The following is a 19,294-nucleotide window of genomic DNA, read 5'->3' on the forward strand; positions in this document are numbered from 1 at the left end:
TGCACAATTCCCTCTTTGGTTGTACTATGCAACCAAAGAAGGAGTCCTGATGCCGACGCCCACCCCCGCCCGCACCGCCTCCGCCCGCTCCGAGTCGATCGACTCGATCCAGCGCGAGCTGACCGCCGTGGCCCGCCGCGCGCGCTCGGTGACCGCGCAGATCCACCCCGGGCTGACCCTGGTCACCTACACCCTGCTGGACCACCTGCACGAGCGCGGCGGCTGCCGGGGCACCGACCTGGCGGCCCACTTCCTGCTGGACAAGTCCACCGTCAGCCGGCAGATCGCCGCTCTGGAGAAGCTCGGCCTGGTCGAGCGCACCGCCGACCCGGAGGACCTGCGCGGCCAGATCATCCGCCCCTCGGCAGCCGGCGAGCAACTGCTCGCCGACGTCCGCGAGCGGCGGCACCAGGCCTTCCTGGACCGCCTCGTCGACTGGCCGGACGACGACCTGGAGCGCTTCGCGTCCTATCTCGCGCTCTACAACGCCCGTACCTGAAGCGCCGGGTGACGCATCGTGCGATCCCACCGCGCGGACCTGCGGTGCTTGACACCGTCCGCGCCGACGCCACATCGTTGAGACACGACTCGCGATGTATCGCGTTTAATTGGGGGATACACACAAATGAACCTCGCCCGGCGGCTCGCCGCCCTGCCCTGCGGAAGACGGAGCAAGTGGGTCGTCCTCGCCGCCTGGATCGTCCTGCTGCTCGTGCTCGCGCCGCTGGCGGGCAAGCTCACCAACGCCGAGGACAACCAGGCGTCGAGCTGGCTGCCCGGTAGCGCCGAGTCGACCAAGGTGCTGAACCTGGAGGGACGGTTCACCAGCACCCAGAGCGCCCCGGCCGTCGTGCTCTACGTCCGCGACTCCGGGATCACCGCCGCCGACAAGGCCAAGGCCACCGCCGACGCCGCCTCGTTCGCCTCGGCACCGCACGTCCAGGGGCAGATCACCGGACCACTGGTGTCCCAGGACGGCAAGGCCCTGCAGACCGTGGTGCCCATCGACATGGCCAGCGGCGGCTGGAACAACCTCACCCCGGCGGTCGACAAGCTCCGGGCCACCGCGTCCCAGGGCGACCCCGGCCTGACCGTGCACGTCACCGGGCCCGGCGGGGTCGGCGCCGACCAGAGCAAGGCCTTCGCCGGGATCGACGGCACCCTGCTCTACGCCACCCTCGGCGTGGTCGTCGTGCTGCTGCTGCTCACCTACCGCAGCCCGACCCTGTGGCTGCTGCCGCTGCTGTCCTCCGGGCTGGCCCTGACCGCCGCCGAGGCCGTCATCTACCTGCTGGTCAAGCACGCCGGACTGACCGTCAACGCGCAGAGCGGCGGGATCCTGGTGGTCCTGGTCATCGGCGCGGGCACCGACTACGCCCTGCTGCTGGTCGCCCGCTACCGCGAGGAGCTGCGCCGGCACGAGGACCGGCACGAGGCCATGGCCGAGGCCATGCACCGGGCCGGGCCCGCGATCATCGCCAGCGCCGCGACCGTCGCGGTCAGCATGCTCTGCCTGCTGTTCGCCCGGATGAACTCCACCAGCGGCCTGGGCCCGGTCTGCGCCATCGGCATCGCGGTCGCGCTGGCCGCCATGGTGACCCTGCTGCCGGCCCTGCTGGTGATCTGCGGACGCTGGATCTTCTGGCCGGTCAAGCCGGCCTTCGGCACCGCCGAGCCCACCGAGAGCGGCGTCTGGGCCAGGGTCGGCGGCGGCATCTCCCGCCGCCCGCGGCTGGTCTGGATCGGGACCACGCTGGCGCTGGGGGCACTGGCGCTCGGCCTGTTCAGCCTGAAGGCCGACGGTCTGTCCACGGCCGGCTCCTTCACCGGCAAGCCGGACTCGGTGGTCGGCCAGACCGTCCTGGCCGAGCACTTCCCGGCCGGCTCGGGATCACCGGTGATCGTGATCACCACCGCCGGCGGAGCGGCCCAGGCCCAGTCGGTGCTGGGCGGGGTCCAGGGCATCGCCTCGACCAACCCGCCGGTGGTCAAGGGCGATCTCGCCTACCTCACCGGCACGCTGTCCTCCGCACCCGACAGCAAGGCCGCCCAGGACACCGTGGACCGGGTCAGGGCCGCCGAGCACGCCGTCCCCGGGGCGCAGGCCAAGGTGGGCGGGAACACCGCGGTGCAGCTGGACACCAAGCGGGCCTCGCGGCACGACGACTACCTGATCATCCCGATCGTGCTGGTGGTGGTGCTGCTGATCCTGGCGCTGCTGCTGCGCGCGGTGGTGGCTCCGCTGCTGCTGATCGCGACGGTGGTGCTCTCCTTCGCCACGGCCCTGGGCGTCAGCTCCTTCACCTTCGCCCACCTGTTCCACTTCCAGGGCGAGGACAGCTCCTTCCCGCTGTTCGTGTTCGTCTTCCTGGTGGCGCTGGGCATCGACTACAACATCTTCCTGATGACCCGGGTCAGGGAGGAGTCCTTCAACCGGGGCACCCGCGGCGGCGCGCTCGCCGGGCTGGCCGCGACCGGCGGTGTGATCACCTCGGCCGGACTGATCCTGGCCAGCACCTTCGGGGTGCTGGGGACGCTGCCGGTGGTCGGCTTCGCCGAGATCGGCTTCGCGGTCTGCCTGGGCGTGCTGCTGGACACCCTGGTGGTCCGCTCGATCCTGGTCACCGCACTGACCATGGACCTGGACCGCCGCCTGTGGTGGCCCAGCGCGCTGGGCCGTGTCACGGCCCCGGGCTCGGTCCCGGCCGCACGGGGCGGGGCCGCGGCGCTCGACCCGACATCGGAGCGCACCGTCTGAGTTTTTTGGGGGCGCGGGGAACTGCACTGCCAGCCCTCTACGGAGGTGCATGGTTGGCAGCGCAGTTCCCCGCGCCCCTTTCGGGTTGCATGGTTCGGGAATATGCAGAGTGCAAGTTGCATTCACCATGCATGTATCCCTGATCCCCGCACCCCCGGAGGCCCCTGCATGACGCCCGCGATACCCGAACAGCCCGCCACGGCGGCCCCCACCGGCCGCATCGTCGCCGTCCTCGCCTTCGCGGGCATCGTGGTCGCCGTCATGCAGACCCTGCTGGTCCCGGTCATCGCCCAGCTCCCGGCGCTGCTGCACACCAGCACCTCCAACGCGACCTGGGTGATGACCGCCACCCTGCTCGCCGGAGCCGTGGCCACCCCGATCATGGGCCGCCTCGGCGACCTCTACGGCAAGCGGAAGATGCTGCTGGTCAGCCTGGCCCTGATGGTGCTCGGCTCGCTGATCGCCGGATTCACCTCCAGCCTGATCCCGATGGTGGTCGGCCGCGCCCTGCAGGGCTTCGCCATGGGCGCGATCCCGCTGGGCATCAGCATCATGCGCGACGAACTCCCCCGCGAGCGCCTCGGCTCCGCGATGGGCCTGATGAGCTCCTCCATCGGCATCGGCGGCGCACTCGGCCTGCCGGGCGCCGCACTGGTCGCCGAGCACTTCGACTGGCATGTGCTGTTCTTCAGCGCCGCCGGACTCGGCGTCGTCGCCATGGGCCTGGTGCTGGCCACCGTCCCCGAGTCCAAGCTGCGCACCCCCGGCGGCTTCGACACCATCGGCGCCGTCGGCCTCTCGGCCGGCCTGGTCGCCCTGCTGCTCCCGATCACCAAGGGCAGCGACTGGGGCTGGAGCAGCGGCACCACCCTCGGCCTGTTCGCCGCCGCCGTCGCCATCCTGCTGCTCTGGGGCGTGATGGAACTGCGCATCGCCGACCCGCTGGTCGACCTGCGCACCACCGCGCGCCGCCAGGTGCTGCTGACCAACCTCGCCTCCATCACCATCGGCGTCTCCTTCTACGCGATGTCGCTGGTCCTGCCCCAGCTGCTGGAACTGCCCACCGCCAGCGGCTACGGACTCGGCCAGTCCATGGTCGTCGCCGGTCTGTGCATGGCCCCGATGGGCGTGGCGATGATGCTGGTCTCGCCGCTCTCGGCCCGGATCACCGCCGCCCGCGGCCCCAAGGTCTCGCTGCTGCTCGGCATGGCCGTGATCGCCGCCGGGTACGCGGCCGGGCTCGGCCTGATGGGCGCGGTCTGGCAGGTGCTGATCATCACCACCGTCATCGGGGCCGGCATCGGCTTCGCCTACTCCGCGCTGCCCGCCCTGATCATCGGCGCGGTCGACCCGTCCGAGACCGGCGCCGCCAACGGCCTCAACACCCTGATGCGCTCCATCGGCACCTCCGTCTCCAGTGCCGTCATCGGCATGGTGCTGGCCCATCTGACCACCCCCTTCGCCGGCCGCGCGGTGCCCGACATGGCGGGCTTCCGGCTCTCCTTCGCCATCGCCGTCGGCGCGGTGCTGATCGGCCTGCTGCTCGCCGCCTTCCTGCCCGGACGGCGCGACAGCGCACCCGCCGCGCCGGTGGCCCGCTCCATCGGCGAGGATGGCGCCCGGGCCGACGACCTCCAGGCGCTCGCCGGTGAAGCGGCCCGCTGACCGACCCGTCCCGTCCCCCCTCTCCCCCCAGGAGCCAGCACCGTGCCGCTCATCCAGGTCAAGCAGCTGACCGGCCGCACCGACGAGCAGAAGCGCGCCCTGGTGCGCGAACTCACCGACGCCTACGTGCGGGTGATGGGGAACAAGCCGGAGTCGGTCTGGGTCACCATCGACGAACTGCCCGCCGAGAACTGGGCCACCGGCGGCACCCTGCTCTCCGACCGCTAGCCGCGGTCCCGAGCACCGGCGGCACCACCTGGCACAGCGTCAACCCCGCAACGGCACGGCGGACATAACGGTTCGGAACGGAACATCCGTCGACCCGTGCCCTCCGCCGTGCCGTTGTGCCAATCTGTGCCTGCGGGGATCCGACCGGGTACAGCAGGGTGTGGGGGAAGCAGCGCCATGAGCAACGAGATCTACTTCGCAAACAACTACCGTGACCTGTGCGAACAGCACGGCACCGGGGCCGGGTTCCAGTTCGAGTTCTCCTGCTGGCGCTGCCACGACACCTGGCGCTCCGCGTTCGAGCCCTACACCAGCGGGCGGGTGGCGGGCTGGGCCGACCGCGTGGTGGGCAGCGCCTGGGGCGCGTTCGGCCGCACCGGCAGCGAGGCCACCAGCGCGCTGGGCGGGCTGGTCGGCGCCAACTGGGGCCCGGCCAAGGACGCCGCCTTCCAGAAGTCCATCGAGGACGCCAAGGTCCACTTCAACCGCTGCGGCCGCTGCACCAACTACGTCTGCGGCCGCTGCTGGAACGCCGCCCAGGGCCTGTGCCTCAACTGCGCCCCGGACACCGCCGCCGAGGCCCTCGCCGCCCAGCAGCGCGGTCTCAACGACGCGGTCTCGCAGCGCGCCTACGAGACCGGCAGCGCCCAGGCCGCCTCCTTCGACACCGGCCAGCGCCGCCAACTGGTCTGCCCCCAGTGCAGCACCGAGACCCACGGCGCCCGCTTCTGCCCCGGCTGCGGCCACCGCCTGGCCCAGGCCGACCACTGCAGCTCCTGCAACGCCGAGGTCCCCCAGGGCGCCGCCTTCTGCCCCGACTGCGGCACCCGCCGCTGACATCCGTCCGAACCGGACAGGAACGACGGCCCCCGGCGCACCGCCGGGGGCCGTCGTCCGTTCCCGCGGTGTCGAGGAACACAGTGCCGGGGAACAGACACTGCCGGGAAACAAGAAGTCCCGCAGACCCTGAGGTCTGCGGGACCGTTGTGCGCGAGGGGGGATTTGAACCCCCACGCCCTTTCGGACACTGGCACCTGAAGCCAGCGCGTCTGCCATTCCGCCACTCGCGCAGTGAGTGTTGTCGTCGGCTCCACCGCCTCTGCTTTCTGCGGCAGCGCCTTTCGACAAGAAGAACATTAGCACGTCGGAGGGGTGCTCCTGCCCACCCATTACCGTGCCGGGGACGGCCCGCGGGGCGGTCGGGCCCAAGCCGAACGGGTGATCAACGGATGACCACCCCCGACTGCGGGTACGTCTCAGCCTGCACGCCCCGACTCGTACCGGTCGGGCCCCTCGCAATGGCATTCTTCATACAGTGACCCGCTGCAAGACCGCCGTCCTGCCGTGACCGACCCCACGTGGCCGCCTCCTTACCCGGAGGAACCGCACGTCGGTCCCGGGCGTAGATACGATCAGTAGGACGACAAGCATGCTGCCGCCGCGCGCCCGCGCGGCGGAGACAGAACGCCCGATGGAAGGGGGTGCCCCGTGGGAGCCCTGAAGAAGTTCGAGCAGCGACTCGAGGGATTCGTCAACGGCGCCTTCGCCAAGGTGTTCAAGTCCGAAGTGCAGCCCGTGGAGATCGCCGGAGCGCTGCAGCGCGAGTGCGACAACAACGCCAGCATCTGGAACCGCGACCGCACCGTTGTCCCCAACGACTTCATCGTGGAGCTCAGCACCCACGACTACGAGCGGCTCAGCCCCTACGCCGCTCAGCTCGGCGGGGAACTGGCCGGGATGGTCCGCGAATACGCCCAGGCGCAGCGCTACTCCTTCATGGGCCCGCTCAAGGTCGCCCTGGAGCAGGCCGCGGACCTGGACACCGGCCTGTACCGGGTCCGCAGCCGGATCGAGTCGGCCCCCGAGGCCCAGCCCCCGGCCGCCGACCCCTACGCGCAGCAGTACCAGCAGCCCCCGGCCCGGCCCGCGCAGCCCGCCTACGGCGGCCAGCCCGGCGCCGGCCAGCCCTACGGCGGCCGGCAGGCCGAGGCCTGGCAGCCGCAGGTGCCCCCGCTGCCGCCGACCGCGCCGGCCTTCCCCGCGGTGCAGCCCGGCTCCCCGCCCCCGCCGGCCGTCCGCCCCGACGCCGCCGGGGCCGACCACAACAACGTCAGGCCGCTGCCCGGCAGCGGCTACGGCGCCGGCACCACGACCCGGCGCTGGCTGGAGATCAACGGCGACCGCCACCAGGTGAGCACGCCGGTGGTGGTCCTGGGCCGCAGCACCGAGGCCGACATCCGGGTGGACGACCCCGGGGTCTCCCGCAAGCACGCCGAGATCCGGATCGGTTCGCCCTCGATGGTCCTGGACCTCGGCTCCACCAACGGCATCGTGGTCGACGGACAGCACACCCAGCGCGCTACGCTGCGCGACGGCTCACGGATCGTCATGGGCAGCACCACCATCGTCTACCGGCAAGCCGAAGGGTGACGCGGGGCACATGTCAGAACTGACCCTCACCGTCATGAGACTGGGATTCCTCGCAGTCCTGTGGCTGTTCGTCATCGTCGCGGTGCAGGTCATCCGCAGCGACCTGTTCGGCACCAAGGTCGTGCAGCGCACCGCGGCGGCCGGCCGCCGCAACGGCGCCGCCGCCGCACCGACGGGCCGTCAGCAGCCCCCGCCGCAGCGCGAGGCCCGCGGGCAGCAGACCCAGGGCGGCGGCCGGCCGCGGCGCGGCGCCCCCACCCAGCTCGTGGTGGTCCAGGGGTCGCTGGCCGGCACCACCGTCGCGCTCCAGGGCCAGACCATCACCCTCGGCCGGGCCCACGACTCGACCATCGTCCTGGACGACGACTACGCGTCCTCGCGGCACGCCCGGATCTACCCCGACCAGACCGGCCAGTGGATCGTCGAGGACCTGCAGTCCACCAACGGCACCTACCTGGACCGGACCCGGCTGACCAGCCCCACCCCGCTCCAGCCGGGCGCGGCCATCCGCATCGGCAGGACCGTCATCGAGCTGCGGAAGTAGTCACGCATGAGGCATGGGCAGCAGCCCCCCGTCCCCGACCCGCACGGCGACGGCAGCGGTTCCGCGCACCCGCGCCCGGACAGCCGGCGCCGGGCACCGTACGATGCATCAACGCACGCTGCACCGGGGCATCGCGCAGGGGACCGAGGGAAGGGGGCGGACGGCACATGAGCCTCGTGCTGCGCTTCGCCGCCGGGTCGCACAAGGGCATGATCCGGGAGGGCAACGAGGACTCCGGCTACGCCGGTCCGCGGCTGCTCGCCGTGGCCGACGGCATGGGCGGCCAGGCGGCCGGCGAGGTGGCCTCCTCCGAGGTCCTCTCCACCATGGTCGAGCTGGACGAGGACGTGCCGGGCACCGACCCGCTGACCGCACTGAGCCAGGCGGCCGACCGCGCCAACGAGCGGCTGCGGCTGCTCGTCGAGGGCGATCCCGCGCTGGAGGGCATGGGCACCACGCTCACCGCGCTGCTCTGGGACGGCCAGCGCGCCGGGCTGATCCACATCGGCGACTCCCGCGCCTACCTGCTCCGCGACGGCTCGCTGTCGCAGATCACCCAGGACCACACCTGGGTGCAGCGGCTGGTCGACGAGGGCCGGATCACCGAGGAGGAGGCCAGCACCCACCCGCAGCGTTCGCTGATCATGCGCGCGCTGATGGGCACCGGCGAGGTCGAGTCCGACCTGTCGATCCGTGAGGTGCGGGCCGGGGACCGCTATCTGATCTGTTCCGACGGCCTCTCCGGCGTGGTGAGCCACCAGACCCTGGAAGAGACCCTCGGCAGCTACTACGCCCCCGAGCAGACCGTCGCCGAGCTGATCCAGCTGGCGCTGCGCGGCGGCGGCCCGGACAACATCACCTGCGTGGTCGCGGACGTCCTGGACGTCACCGACGGCGACACCATGGCCGGCCACTTCACCGACACCCCGGTGGTGGTGGGCGCGGTCGCCGACGGGCCGCCCACGATCAGCCACCACACCATGGCGAACACCCCGGCGGCCCGAGCCGCCTCGCTCGGACGCCGGCAGCAGCCCGGCGGCGTGGCCGTGGCCGAGGCCGGCTACGACAGCTCCACCGACGGCGCGCACCAGGACGGCGGATACCAGGAGGCCGGCTACCAGGACGCCGGGTACGGCGAGCAGACCGACGGCTACGCCCAGGACGAGGAGGACTACCTCCCCGAGGAGGGCGGCCGGCGCAGCCGCCGCCGGGAGCGCACCGGCCGCAGGCGCTGGGCCGTACCGACCGTGGTGCTGCTGGTGGTGCTGGCGCTGATCGGCAGCGCCGGCTACCTGGGCTACCGCTGGACCCAGACCCAGTACTTCATCGGCGCCGACGGCAGCACCGTGGCGATCTACAAGGGCGTCAACCAGAACCTGGCCGGCCTCAAGCTGTCCAAGGTCTACCAGCCCTCCACGGTCCAGCTGACCGATCTGCCGCAGATCGACCAGACCCATGTGAAGAACACCATCACCACCGCCAACCTCAAGGACGCGCAGACCCAGCTGGCAGCGCTGCAGACCCAGGCGGACGTCTGCAAGTCCGTCAAGGCCGGCACCCTGCCGGGCAGCACCGCCAGTGCTAGCCCGAGCGCCGGCGCCTCCGCCAAGCCCTCCGCCTCGGCCTCCGCGACCGCCGCGGCCACCACCCCCTCCCCGTCGGCCTCCTCCTCCCTGAGCACCCAACAGCAGCAACAGCTGGCTGCCCAGTGCGTCGCCGCCTGAGCAACCGCAGGATCTCCGGGCCCGGGGCGGCGACGCCCCGGGCGGTCGGAACATGACCGCCCCCGCCGCCCGGGGCCGCGTCCCGCGCGGTACCGGTACCGGCACCGCGACGATCATGCCGCAGGGCGCCCCCAACCGCCGCAACACCGAACTGGTACTGCTGGTCTTCGCGGTGCTGATCCCGCTGTTCGCCTACGCCGACACCGGCCTGGCCATGGACGGCAGGATCCCGGCCGGGACGTTGGAGTACGGCCTGGGCATGGGCCTGTTCGCGCTGCTGGCGCACCTGGCGGTACGCCGCTTCGCCCCCTACGCCGACCCGCTGATGCTGCCGATCGCCGCCCTGCTGAACGGCCTGGGCCTGGTCTTCATCTGGCGCCTGGACAAGGCCCGCCAGCTCGCCCGCAACTACCCGGCCGCGCAGAACCAGCTGATCTGGACCGGCCTCGGCATCGCCCTGTTCATCGGGGTGATGGTGCTGCTCAAGGACCACCGCTTACTGCAGCGCTACACCTACATCGCCGGCCTGGTCGCGCTGGTGCTGCTGGCGATCCCGGCCTTCATGCCGGCCCGGGCCTCGGACTTCGGCGCGAAGATCTGGATCCACGTGGGCAGCTTCTCGATCCAGCCCGGCGAGTTCGTCAAGATCGTGCTTCCGGTGTTCTTCGCCGGCTACCTGATGGCCAAGCGGGACGCACTGGCGCTGGCCAGCCGCCGCTTCCTCGGCCTGTATCTGCCGCGCGGACGGGACCTGGGGCCGATCATCGCGGTGTGGCTGCTCAGCCTGCTGATCCTGGTCTTCGAGACCGACCTGGGCACCTCGCTGCTGTTCTTCGGGGTGTTCGTGATCATGCTCTATGTGGCCACCGAGCGCACCAGCTGGATCCTCTTCGGCCTGCTGATGGCCGGTCTCGGCTTCTGGGCGGTGGCCACCACCGAGTCCCATGTGCAGTCCAGGATCACCGACTGGCTGCACCCGCTGACCGCGGCCCCGAACGGCGGCGGGGTGGGCCAGATCGGTCAGTCGCTGTTCGCGCTGGGCGCCGGCGGCGTCCTCGGCACCGGACTCGGCCAGGGCCACTCCTGGCTGATCGGCTTCGCCGCCAAGAGCGACTTCATCCTCGGCACCATCGGCGAGGAGCTGGGCCTGGCCGGGCTGATGGCCCTCTTCCTGCTCTACGCGCTGCTGTTCGAACGAGGACTGCGGACCGCCCTGGCCGCCCGCGACCCCTTCGGGAAACTGCTGGCGGTCGGCCTGTCCGGGGCCTTCGCACTGCAGGTCTTCATCGTCGCCGGAGGCGTGACCGGTACCATCCCACTGACCGGTATGACTCTGCCGTTCATGGCCCAGGGGGGGTCCTCGGTCATCACCAACTGGGCGCTGATCGCCATCCTGCTGAAGATCAGCGACGTGGCCCGGCGCCCGGCCCCGGCGCCGGAGACCGCGACAGAACCGACCCAGGTGCTGGGACCGTCATGATGGGCGTGTAGACAGTAGTTGACTGACCGGTACCAGGAGGAGCAGGCAAGTGAACAAACCCATCCGCCGGGTTTCGGTGTTCTGCCTGGTCCTGGTGCTCGCGCTGATGATCAGGGTGAACTACGTCCAGGGCGTCCAGGCGAGTTCGCTCGACAAGAACACCAACAACAAGCGCGGCCTGATCGAGGCGTACAGCTACCCCCGCGGCCAGATCATCGTCGGGGGCAAGCCGGTCACCAAGGACATCGAGGTCGACGGCAACACCTACAAGTACAAGCGCGGCTACACCGACGGGCCCGTCTACGCCCCGGTGACCGGCTTCTCCTCGCAGGTCTACGGCAGCAACCTGCTGGAGAACGTCGAGAACCCGATCCTCAGCGGCAACGACTCGCGGCTGTTCATCCGCAACACCCTGGACCTGATCACCGGCAAGCCCAAGCAGGGCGGCGACGTGGTGACCACCATCGACCCCAAGGTGCAGACGGCCGCGTACAACGCCTTCACCAGCGCCGGCAAGAAGGGCGCGGCGGTCGCCCTGGACCCGACCACCGGCGCGATCCTCGGCCTGGTCAGCGTGCCGTCCTACGACCCGTCGTCCATCGCCGGCAGCGACAACCAGGCCGCCTGGACCAGCCTCAACGCGGACAAGTCGCAGCCGATGCTGAACCGGGCGCTGCGGCAGACCTACCCGCCCGGCTCGACCTTCAAGCTGGTCACCTCGGCGGCAGCGCTGGAGAACGGCGTGATCACCGACATCAACGCCAAGACCGACTCGCCCGACCCCTACACCCTGCCGCAGACCTCCACCAAGCTGGTCAACGAGGCCGGCGACAACTGTCTCAACGTGTCCATGAACGACGCGCTGAAGGTGTCCTGCAACACGGTCTTCGCCAAGATCGGCGACGAGGTCGGCAACGACAAGATGGCCGCCGAGGCGGCGAAGTTCGGCTTCAACAGCTCCTCGCTGACCATCCCGGTGGGCGTCACCAAGAGCAACTACGACACCGCGATCAACCGGCCGTCCAACGCGCTGTCCTCGATCGGCCAGTTCGACACCCGGGCCACCCCGCTGCAGATGGCCATGGTCGCCGCCGCGATCGCCAACAACGGCACCCTGATGAAGCCCTACCTGGTGGCCCAGGAGCGCTCGGCCAACCTGGATGTGATCGACACCACCAAGCCGACCGTGCTCTCCCAGGCGACCACGCCGCAGGTCGCCCAGGAGATCCAGACCATGATGGTCAACGTGGTGCAGAACGGCACCGGCACCCCGGCGCAGATCTCCGGCGCCACCGTCGGCGGCAAGACCGGCACCGCCCAGCACGGCGAGAACAACTCCGACAACCCCTACGCCTGGTTCGTCTCCTACGCCAAGATGGGCGACAAGCAGGTCGCGGTCGCCGTGGTCGTCGAGGACAGCAACGCCCAGCGTGACGAGATCTCCGGCTCCGGCCTGGCCGCGCCGATCGCCAAGAAGATGATGGAGGCCGCGCTCGGCAAGTGACCGGTCACCCGGCTGCCGCCGGCCCGGTTCAGCCCCTCCGGGAACCGCCGACACTCGATACCGGTCTCATATCAAGCTGCCCCTCCCGCGTCGGAACCGGCTCCGGGCCCGGTAGCGTATCCGCAAGCAGCGGTGTGCCCTACCGGTGCCATGACCGCAGACCGCAGCAGGACCGACAGATCAACCTCGGCACTGGCGAGGGAGAGGGTTGGAACCATGGAAGAACCGCGTCGCCTCGGCGGCCGGTACGAGCTGGGCGGCGTCCTGGGACGCGGCGGCATGGCAGAGGTCTACCTCGGCCACGACATCCGGCTCGGACGCGCCGTCGCTGTGAAGACGCTGCGGGCCGACATGGCCCGCGATCCGTCGTACCAGGCCCGTTTCCGCCGCGAGGCACAGTCGGCCGCGTCGCTGAACCACCCCTCGATCGTCGCCGTGTACGACACCGGCGAGGACTACATCGACGGGATCTCCATCCCGTACATCGTGATGGAGTACGTCGACGGGTCCACGCTGCGCGAGCTCCTGCACTCCGGGCGGCGGCTGCTGCCCGAGCGCGCCCTGGAGATGACCACCGGCGTGCTGCAGGCGCTGGAGTACTCGCACCGCAACGGCATCGTCCACCGCGACATCAAGCCCGCGAACGTCATGCTGACGCGCAACGGCACCGTCAAGGTGATGGACTTCGGCATCGCCCGCGCCATGGGCGACGCCGGGATGACCATGACGCAGACCGCGGCGGTCATCGGCACCGCGCAGTACCTCTCCCCCGAGCAGGCCAAGGGCGAGCAGGTCGACGCGCGCTCCGACCTGTACTCCACCGGCTGCCTGCTCTACGAGCTGTTCACCATGCGCCCGCCGTTCGTCGGCGAGTCCCCGGTGGCGGTCGCGTACCAGCACGTCCGCGAGGAGGCCCAGCCGCCCTCGGTCTACGACCCGGAGATCCGGCCCGAGTACGACGCCATCGTGATGAAGGCGCTCGCCAAGGACCGCGACTACCGCTACCAGAGCGCCGACGAGATGCGCGCGGACATCGAGCGCGCCCTCGACGGCCTCCCGGTCGCCGCCGCCCAGACCGTCGCCTACGGCGCCGGCCAGATGGCCGGCTACGGCCAGCAGGCCGACCCGTACGGCCGCACCACGGCCATGCCGCAGACGGCGGGCGCAGCCGGGCAGACCAGCCTGCTGCCCGGCGTCGGCCAGGGCTACGACGTGGGCGGCGACGGCTACGACAGCGGCTCGGGCTACGACGACGGCTACGGCGGCCGCAGCGACCGCCGCAAGGCCGGCGGCAGCGGCGGCGGGAACCGCAACACCTCGTGGATCATCCTCGCGGTCGCCGCGGTGCTGGTCCTGGTCGGTGCCTACTTCGTGGCCACGTCCATGTTCAAGGGCAGCGGCAGCAGCACCGTGGCGGCGCCCCAGCTGGTCGGCCAGGACCTGGCCTCCGCGAAGACGTCGGTGACCAACGCCGGCGGCAACATCACGGTGGTCCAGGGCAACTCCATCTCCTGCGACCCCAACACCGCCGACAAGGGCAAGATCTGCACCCAGGACCCGGTGGCCGGCACCCAACTGAAGTCGGGCGCCACCATCACCGTCCACCTGAGCACCGGCGCAGCCGCCAAGGCCGTCCCGGACGTCTCCAACAAGACGGTCCAGGACGCCACCTCGGCGCTGGAGGCCGCCGGCTTCCAGCTGGGCACCCAGACCTCGCAGTCCAGCGACACGATCGACAACAACAAGGTCATCGGCACCAACCCCGCCGCCAACTCGCAGCAGCCGCTCGGCTCGACGATCAACCTGATCGTCTCCACCGGCAAGGCGCAGGTGACGGTGCAGTACCTGGTCGGCAGCCAGGGGACTTCGGCGCAGACGACCCTGACCAACGCCGGGCTCAACCCGCTGACCACGGTGAGCCCCACTTTCAACACCAACTACGAAGCCGGTGCGGTGATCTCCGAGCAGGTCAACGGCCAGGACGTGCCCCAGTCGGGAACCCAGGTCGACAAGGGCGCCAACGTGAACCTGGTGATCAACCCGGCCCAGCCGAGCTCTTCCGCCCCCAGCGACAGTGCCTCGGCGTCGTCAAGCCCTCAGTCGGGGGCCACAGGCATTCTCGGGGGGGTTAACGGGGGCGGCCAGAACGGCGGCAACAACCCGTGACCTCTGGCCCCGTCGGATCCGATCCGAGCCTGTGTGCCCCCTGACCCAGCCGCAGGGACACCGCACCACCCCGAGGGGCTGTGGACGCCGAACCAGGCGTCCACGGCCCCTCGGGCCTGTTCGGCCTTCCTCCTGCGTGATCCGTTCGGCTGTCCGATCATGGGCGCATGGCTACCCCGATGACCGAACCGCAGTGGCGGGCCTTCCTCAGTGAGGGCACCCGCACCGGCAAGCTCGCCACCACCCGCGCCGACGGCAGGCCGCACCTCGCGCCGATCTGGTTCCTGCTGGACGGGGACGACCTGGTCTTCAACACCAACAAGGCCACCGTCAAGGGCCGCACGCTGGCCCGGGACGGCCGGGTCGCGCTGTGCGTGGACGACGACCGCCCGCCGTTCTCCTTCGCCGTCGCCGAGGGCCGCGCGGTGCTCAGCGAGGACCTCGCGGAGGTCAGGCACTGGGCGACCAGGATCGCCGCCCGCTACATGGGCGAGGACCGGGCCGAGGCCTACGGCGCGCGCAACGGCGTCCCGGGCGAACTGCTGGTGCGGGTCCGCATCGAGAAGATCGTCGCCTTCGCCGGCATCGCCGACTGACCGTCAGCGCAGCTCCGCAGGGAGGTCGCGGGCCTTGTCGACGCGTTGGGTGCGGGTGAGCGAGGCCCAGACGGCCATGCGGTAGCGGGAGGTGTAGGCCGGGGTGCAGGTGGTCAGCGTGAGGTACCGGCCCGGCCTGCGGTAGCCGGACTCCGCGGGGACCGGTGCGGTGACGCCGACGTCGTACTTGCTGGTCTGCTGCAGGGTGCGGTCGACCGTGTAGACGTACCAGGTGTAGCGGGTCTCCACGACGACCTTGTCGCCGGGCCGCAGTTCCGGCAGGTCGTGGAACTTGGCGCCGTGGCCGTCCCGGTGCGCCGCCATGGCGAAGTTGCCGGAGCCCGCCCAGGGCATCGCGGCGGCGTAGGGCTGCTGGTAGACCCCGGCCACGCCCTCGTTCAGGACGTCGGTGCGGGTGCCCATCTTGATCAGCACCTCGTAGTCCTTCCCCAGCTTGGGGATGTGCAGGAAGCCCACCCCGTCCCCGGCCCGGTACACCCGCGGCGCCGGCGGACGGGCGTCCGCCGCGCCGCCCGGGCCGGCCGCCTCGGCCGGGGGAGCGGCCCAGGACTGCCGGACCCTGGCCGCGTCGCCGTCCGCGCTCCGGTCGGCGACCACGTCGGTCCACCAGAGCGAGTAGACGACGAAGAGGCCCAGCAGCACCCCCAGGGTGATCAGCAGCTCGCCCAGCACCCCGGCGGCGGCGAGCAGCGGGCGGGGACGGCGGGGACCGGGGGAGGACGGCGACAGCGGCATGGGAACGGTTCTCCTCGGGCGCGGGGCCTGCGGTCGGTGACCGCACGCCCCGCCCGACGTCCCGTCATCCCTGCTGCAGCGCCGCGGGCTTCTTCCCGGAACTCTTCGGCAGGTCCTCGGTCATCGTGCCCCAGACGGCCATCCGGTACTTGGAGGTGAACTCCGGCGTACAGGTCGTCAGGGTGATGTAGCGGCCCGGCTTGGTGAAGCCGGACTGCGGCGGCACCGGCTGGATCACGCTGACGTTGGTCGGCGAGGTCTGCCCGAGCGTGCTGGTCACCGTGTAGGTGTAGTAGTCGTAGGCGGTCTCCACGACGATCTTGTCGCCGGGGACCAGCTTGTTGATGTAGCGGAACGGCTCGCCGTGCGTGTTGCGGTGCCCGGCCAGCGCGAAGTTGCCGGTCTTGGCCCACGGGAAGGCCGTCTCCAGGTCACCCGTGTAGTGCCCGACCAGGCCGTTGTCGAGGATGGACTCCTTGTCCACGCCCTCGGCGATCGGCGTCATCACATCCAGCTTGGGGATGTAGATGATGGCGAACTTGGTGCCGGCGGCTATGGAGGTCGGATAGGCGGGGTGGCTCTTGGACGCGCTGCCGGCCGAGCCGTTCGGCTGCCACTGCTGCTCCAGCGTCTTGGCGGAGCCGTGCGCGTAGTTGTCGGCGGCGACGTTGGTCCACCACAGCTGGTAGGCGACGAACAGGAACATCACCACGCCCAGGGTGATGAACAACTCGCCCATCAGCCGCACCACGATGATGCCGACGCTCTCCTTGACCTTGGGCCGCGGCGGCCGCTGGGGCTGCGCCGACAGCACCGCCCCGGCCCAGCCGCCGCGCCGCCTGGACCGCTGCTGGGCCCGGCGGCGTTCGGCCCGCCCGCCGGCCGGGGAGGCCCCGGCCGGGTCCGCGGCCAGGTCCGCTGCCGTACCCGGCTCCGGCGGCAGCACCCCGTCGGGGACCCGCAGCTTCAGCGTCTCGGAGCCGTCGTAGCCGTCCTGCTCGGGCCAGTAGACGCTCGGCTCCTGCCAGGGCTCCGGATCGGCGTCGGCACTGTCGCCGCGCTCCGGGCGCAGCGCCGTCATGCGACCGCCCGCCCGATCACCGGAGCCAGGCCGGCCGAGCGGGCCACGGCGTCCGGGTCGCCGCACTCGGCGAGCCAGTTCGCCAGCATCCGGTGGCCGCCCTCGGTGAGTACCGACTCGGGGTGGAACTGCACGCCCTCGACGGGCAGGTCCCGGTGGCGCAGGCCCATCACGATGCCGGAGTCGGTCCACGCGGTGACCGCCAGCTCCGGCGGCACGGTGTCGCGCTCCACCGCCAGCGAGTGGTAGCGGGTGGCGGTGAGCGGCGAGTGCAGTCCGGCGAAGACGCCGCCGTCCTCGTGGGTGACCGCCGAGGTCTTGCCGTGCAGCAGTTCCGGGGCCCGCCCGACCACGGCGCCGTGGGCGACCGCGATGGACTGCAGCCCCAGGCAGACGCCGAACAGCGGGATGCCCGCCGCGGCGCAGTGGTGCACCATCTCCACGCACACCCCGGCGTCCTCCGGCGTGCCCGGGCCCGGCGACAGCAGCACGCCGTCGTAGGCCGCGGCGGTGACGGAGTCCACCGTCACCTCGTCGTTGCGCACCACCTCGCAGACCGCGCCGAGCTGGTAGAGGTACTGGACCAGGTTGAAGACGAAGCTGTCGTAGTTGTCCACGACGAGGATGCGGGAACCCATCAGGCAGCGACTCCGGTCGGTACGAGGGGCACATAGGTGGGCAGGGCGGCCCCGTTGAGCGAGGGCGCGGTGGACGGCTTGGCGGACGACTTGGCAGATGCGCCCGCTGACGGGGTGGCCCCGGGCGCGACCGGCTGCACGCTGCTGGTGCCGCCGTTGTCCACTGTGACGTCACCGAAGGGGAGCAGCGGTTCCGCCCAGGGGAAGATCCATTTGAAGAGCACCGCCACCACGGCCACGAACAGGACCAGCGAGAGGAAGGCGCGCACCAGGGCGTTGCCGGGCAGCCGGTTCCAGATCCAGGCGTACACCGCGCTCCCTCCGCCGTCCTTCTCCGACTGTCACTGCCGCACCAGCGTACGGGGCGATCGCGGAACAGGGTGCGCCACCCGGCCAGCCTTTACCGTTCCTACCGGGACCGACCGGTTTTGTCCGTTTTTCCTGTGCGCCCGCTGAGTACTCCCGGGCTACTGCCCGGCCTGGGCGTACTGCAGGTCCACCGTGCCCGAGTAGGCGGGCAGGGTCATCGCCCCGGACCGGTCGAGTTTCCAGCCCAGGCCGTAGGCGGCCACGTACTGCAGGTAGTTCTGGATGTAGCTGTTGGCGTCGATGGCCGCGAGCAGCCGCTGCTGGTCGCCGACGGCCCGGATCACATAGGGAGGGGAGTAGACCCGCCCCTGCAGGATCAGCTGGTTGCCGACGCAGCGGACCGCGCTGGTGGAGATCAGCCGCTGGTCCTGGACCTGGACCCCGGTGGCGCCGCCCTGCCACAGCGCGTTGACCACGGCCTGCAGGTCCTGCTGGTGCACCACCAGGTCGTCGGGCTGAGGCTGGGGCACCCCGGGGATCTTGGCGGTGGCCCCGCTGGGCGCGTCGTCCAGGGTGACCGTCACCCCGGCCCCCTTCAGCGGGTCGAGCCCGGCCTGCTGTTCGAGCGCGGCCAGCCGCCCGGCGTCCGCCGGGTTCTGGGCGTGCTGCGCGGCGAGCGCGTCGATCTGCGCCCGCAGCCCGGCGACGGCCTTCTCCGCCTGGGCGTTCTCCTGGCTCCGCTGCTGTATCAGATCGGAGAGCCGGAGCAGGGTGTCGTCATTGCGGAGCGACGTTCCGTGCGCGGTCTGAGAACTCACATAGAACAGAAATCCTGCGAGTGCGAAGACCATACATGTCGCGATACGCCCGACAATTCGGGTGCTCCTGGGTGACGGTTCGGTCCCGGCTTCGGTCACGGGCGGAACTTCTTGCGAATCTGCCACGTACCCTTATCTCCTTCTGACTCCGCAAGCCACTACGCTAACGGACGCTGGAGAGGTATGCGGTGCCCCCGGGCCCCGCGCCATCGCCTGCCCACACAACCCCACAGCTCAGCAGGCGCCCTAGGGGCCATGCAGTGCAGCGCATCGACAGGAGTGCTCCTCGTGCCGAAGTCCCGGATCCGCAAGAAGTCGGACTACACCCCGCCGCCGGCCACGGCCACCGCGGTGCGGCTGAGTTCGGGACGCAGTTGGATCGCGCCACTGATGCTGGGGCTGTTCCTGCTCGGACTCGTGTGGATCGTCATCTACTACGTGTCCAGCGCGGCCTGGCCGATCTCGGCCATCGGCAACTGGAACATCGTCATCGGCTTCGCATTCATCGCGGGCGGGTTCGGCGTATCCACGCAGTGGAAGTAGCGCGGACCAGGACGTCCGGGCGCCCAAGCGGTCCGAGCCGGTCCGGCAGCGTTG

General features: G+C 70.9%; 18 protein-coding genes and 1 tRNA gene. 13 read left to right on the forward strand and 6 right to left on the reverse strand.

What is annotated here, in order from left to right:
- Nucleotides 1–49: 49 nt before the first annotated feature.
- From IF29_RS0115030 to IF29_RS0115050, 5 genes are all read left to right on the forward strand, one after another.
- Nucleotides 50–499, forward strand: coding sequence for a MarR family winged helix-turn-helix transcriptional regulator (locus IF29_RS0115030; protein ID WP_030254340.1), 450 nt, complete (start codon nt 50–52; stop codon nt 497–499).
- 126 nt (nt 500–625) lie between these two features.
- Nucleotides 626–2,758, forward strand: a complete 2,133-nt coding sequence (locus IF29_RS0115035) for an MMPL family transporter (RefSeq protein ID WP_030254343.1) — start codon at nt 626–628, stop codon at nt 2,756–2,758.
- A gap of 168 nt (nt 2,759–2,926) precedes the next feature.
- Nucleotides 2,927–4,423, forward strand: coding sequence for an MFS transporter (locus IF29_RS0115040; RefSeq protein WP_084714264.1), 1,497 nt, complete (start codon nt 2,927–2,929; stop codon nt 4,421–4,423).
- Nucleotides 4,424–4,465: 42 nt separating this feature from the next.
- On the forward strand, nt 4,466–4,651 hold the full coding sequence (locus IF29_RS0115045; protein ID WP_030254350.1) for a 2-hydroxymuconate tautomerase: 186 nt from the start codon (nt 4,466–4,468) through the stop codon (nt 4,649–4,651).
- Nucleotides 4,652–4,828: 177 nt separating this feature from the next.
- Entirely contained in the window at nt 4,829–5,488 is a 660-nt protein-coding gene (locus tag IF29_RS0115050; RefSeq protein WP_030254353.1) for a double zinc ribbon domain-containing protein, read from the forward strand.
- 150 nt (nt 5,489–5,638) lie between these two features.
- Here the strand turns inward: IF29_RS0115050 and IF29_RS0115055 are convergent.
- Nucleotides 5,639–5,721, reverse strand: a tRNA-Leu gene (locus IF29_RS0115055).
- Nucleotides 5,722–6,139: 418 nt separating this feature from the next.
- On the opposite strand from IF29_RS0115055, the gene IF29_RS0115060 reads away from it, so the two are divergent.
- The 7 genes from IF29_RS0115060 to IF29_RS0115090 all read left to right on the forward strand — a co-directional run bounded on the left by IF29_RS0115060 (nt 6,140) and on the right by IF29_RS0115090 (nt 15,095).
- Nucleotides 6,140–7,081, forward strand: a complete 942-nt coding sequence (locus IF29_RS0115060; RefSeq protein ID WP_030254355.1) for an FhaA domain-containing protein — start codon at nt 6,140–6,142, stop codon at nt 7,079–7,081.
- A gap of 10 nt (nt 7,082–7,091) precedes the next feature.
- A complete protein-coding gene (locus IF29_RS0115065; RefSeq protein WP_030254357.1) occupies nt 7,092–7,625 on the forward strand; it encodes an FHA domain-containing protein FhaB/FipA in 534 nt (177 codons plus the stop codon).
- A gap of 167 nt (nt 7,626–7,792) precedes the next feature.
- Nucleotides 7,793–9,349, forward strand: a complete 1,557-nt coding sequence (locus IF29_RS0115070; RefSeq protein WP_030254359.1) for a PP2C family protein-serine/threonine phosphatase — start codon at nt 7,793–7,795, stop codon at nt 9,347–9,349.
- Between the two features lie 52 nt (nt 9,350–9,401).
- Nucleotides 9,402–10,829, forward strand: coding sequence for an FtsW/RodA/SpoVE family cell cycle protein (locus IF29_RS0115075; protein ID WP_051725343.1), 1,428 nt, complete (start codon nt 9,402–9,404; stop codon nt 10,827–10,829).
- A 49-nt stretch (nt 10,830–10,878) separates the two neighbouring features.
- A complete protein-coding gene (locus IF29_RS0115080) occupies nt 10,879–12,333 on the forward strand; it encodes a peptidoglycan D,D-transpeptidase FtsI family protein (protein ID WP_030254364.1) in 1,455 nt (484 codons plus the stop codon).
- A 216-nt stretch (nt 12,334–12,549) separates the two neighbouring features.
- Nucleotides 12,550–14,499: a Stk1 family PASTA domain-containing Ser/Thr kinase gene (gene pknB, locus IF29_RS0115085; RefSeq protein WP_030254367.1), complete on the forward strand. Its 1,950-nt coding sequence runs from the start codon at nt 12,550–12,552 to the stop codon at nt 14,497–14,499.
- A gap of 167 nt (nt 14,500–14,666) precedes the next feature.
- The gene (locus tag IF29_RS0115090; protein ID WP_030254369.1) at nt 14,667–15,095 is read left to right on the forward strand and encodes a PPOX class F420-dependent oxidoreductase; all 429 of its coding nucleotides are present in this window, start codon (nt 14,667–14,669) and stop codon (nt 15,093–15,095) included.
- A 3-nt stretch (nt 15,096–15,098) separates the two neighbouring features.
- Here the strand turns inward: IF29_RS0115090 and IF29_RS0115095 are convergent, their stop codons facing one another.
- From IF29_RS0115095 to IF29_RS0115115, 5 genes are all read right to left on the reverse strand, one after another.
- Nucleotides 15,099–15,851: a class E sortase gene (locus tag IF29_RS0115095; protein ID WP_030254372.1), complete on the reverse strand. Its 753-nt coding sequence runs from the start codon at nt 15,849–15,851 to the stop codon at nt 15,099–15,101.
- A 64-nt stretch (nt 15,852–15,915) separates the two neighbouring features.
- A complete protein-coding gene (locus IF29_RS0115100; RefSeq protein WP_030254375.1) occupies nt 15,916–16,932 on the reverse strand; it encodes a class E sortase in 1,017 nt (338 codons plus the stop codon).
- Nucleotides 16,929–17,570, reverse strand: a complete 642-nt coding sequence (locus tag IF29_RS0115105; protein WP_030254377.1) for an aminodeoxychorismate/anthranilate synthase component II — start codon at nt 17,568–17,570, stop codon at nt 16,929–16,931. The genes IF29_RS0115100 and IF29_RS0115105 overlap by 4 nt, the downstream gene beginning before the upstream one ends.
- Nucleotides 17,570–17,881: a hypothetical protein gene (locus IF29_RS43565; protein WP_051725344.1), complete on the reverse strand. Its 312-nt coding sequence runs from the start codon at nt 17,879–17,881 to the stop codon at nt 17,570–17,572. Before IF29_RS43565 ends, IF29_RS0115105 begins: the two co-directional genes overlap by 1 nt.
- 156 nt (nt 17,882–18,037) lie before the next feature.
- Nucleotides 18,038–18,730, reverse strand: a complete 693-nt coding sequence (locus IF29_RS0115115; RefSeq protein ID WP_084714267.1) for a DUF881 domain-containing protein — start codon at nt 18,728–18,730, stop codon at nt 18,038–18,040.
- Between the two features lie 255 nt (nt 18,731–18,985).
- Here IF29_RS0115115 and crgA point away from each other — a divergent pair, with 255 nt between their 5' ends.
- Complete coding sequence (gene crgA, locus IF29_RS0115120) at nt 18,986–19,240, forward strand: cell division protein CrgA (RefSeq protein ID WP_030254386.1); 255 nt, start codon at nt 18,986–18,988, stop codon at nt 19,238–19,240.
- Nucleotides 19,241–19,294: the final 54 nt, after the last annotated feature.

Origin of the sequence: Streptacidiphilus jeojiense, from assembly GCF_000719095.1 — a bacterium.
Classification (GTDB): Bacteria; Actinomycetota; Actinomycetes; order Streptomycetales; family Streptomycetaceae; genus Streptacidiphilus; species Streptacidiphilus jeojiensis.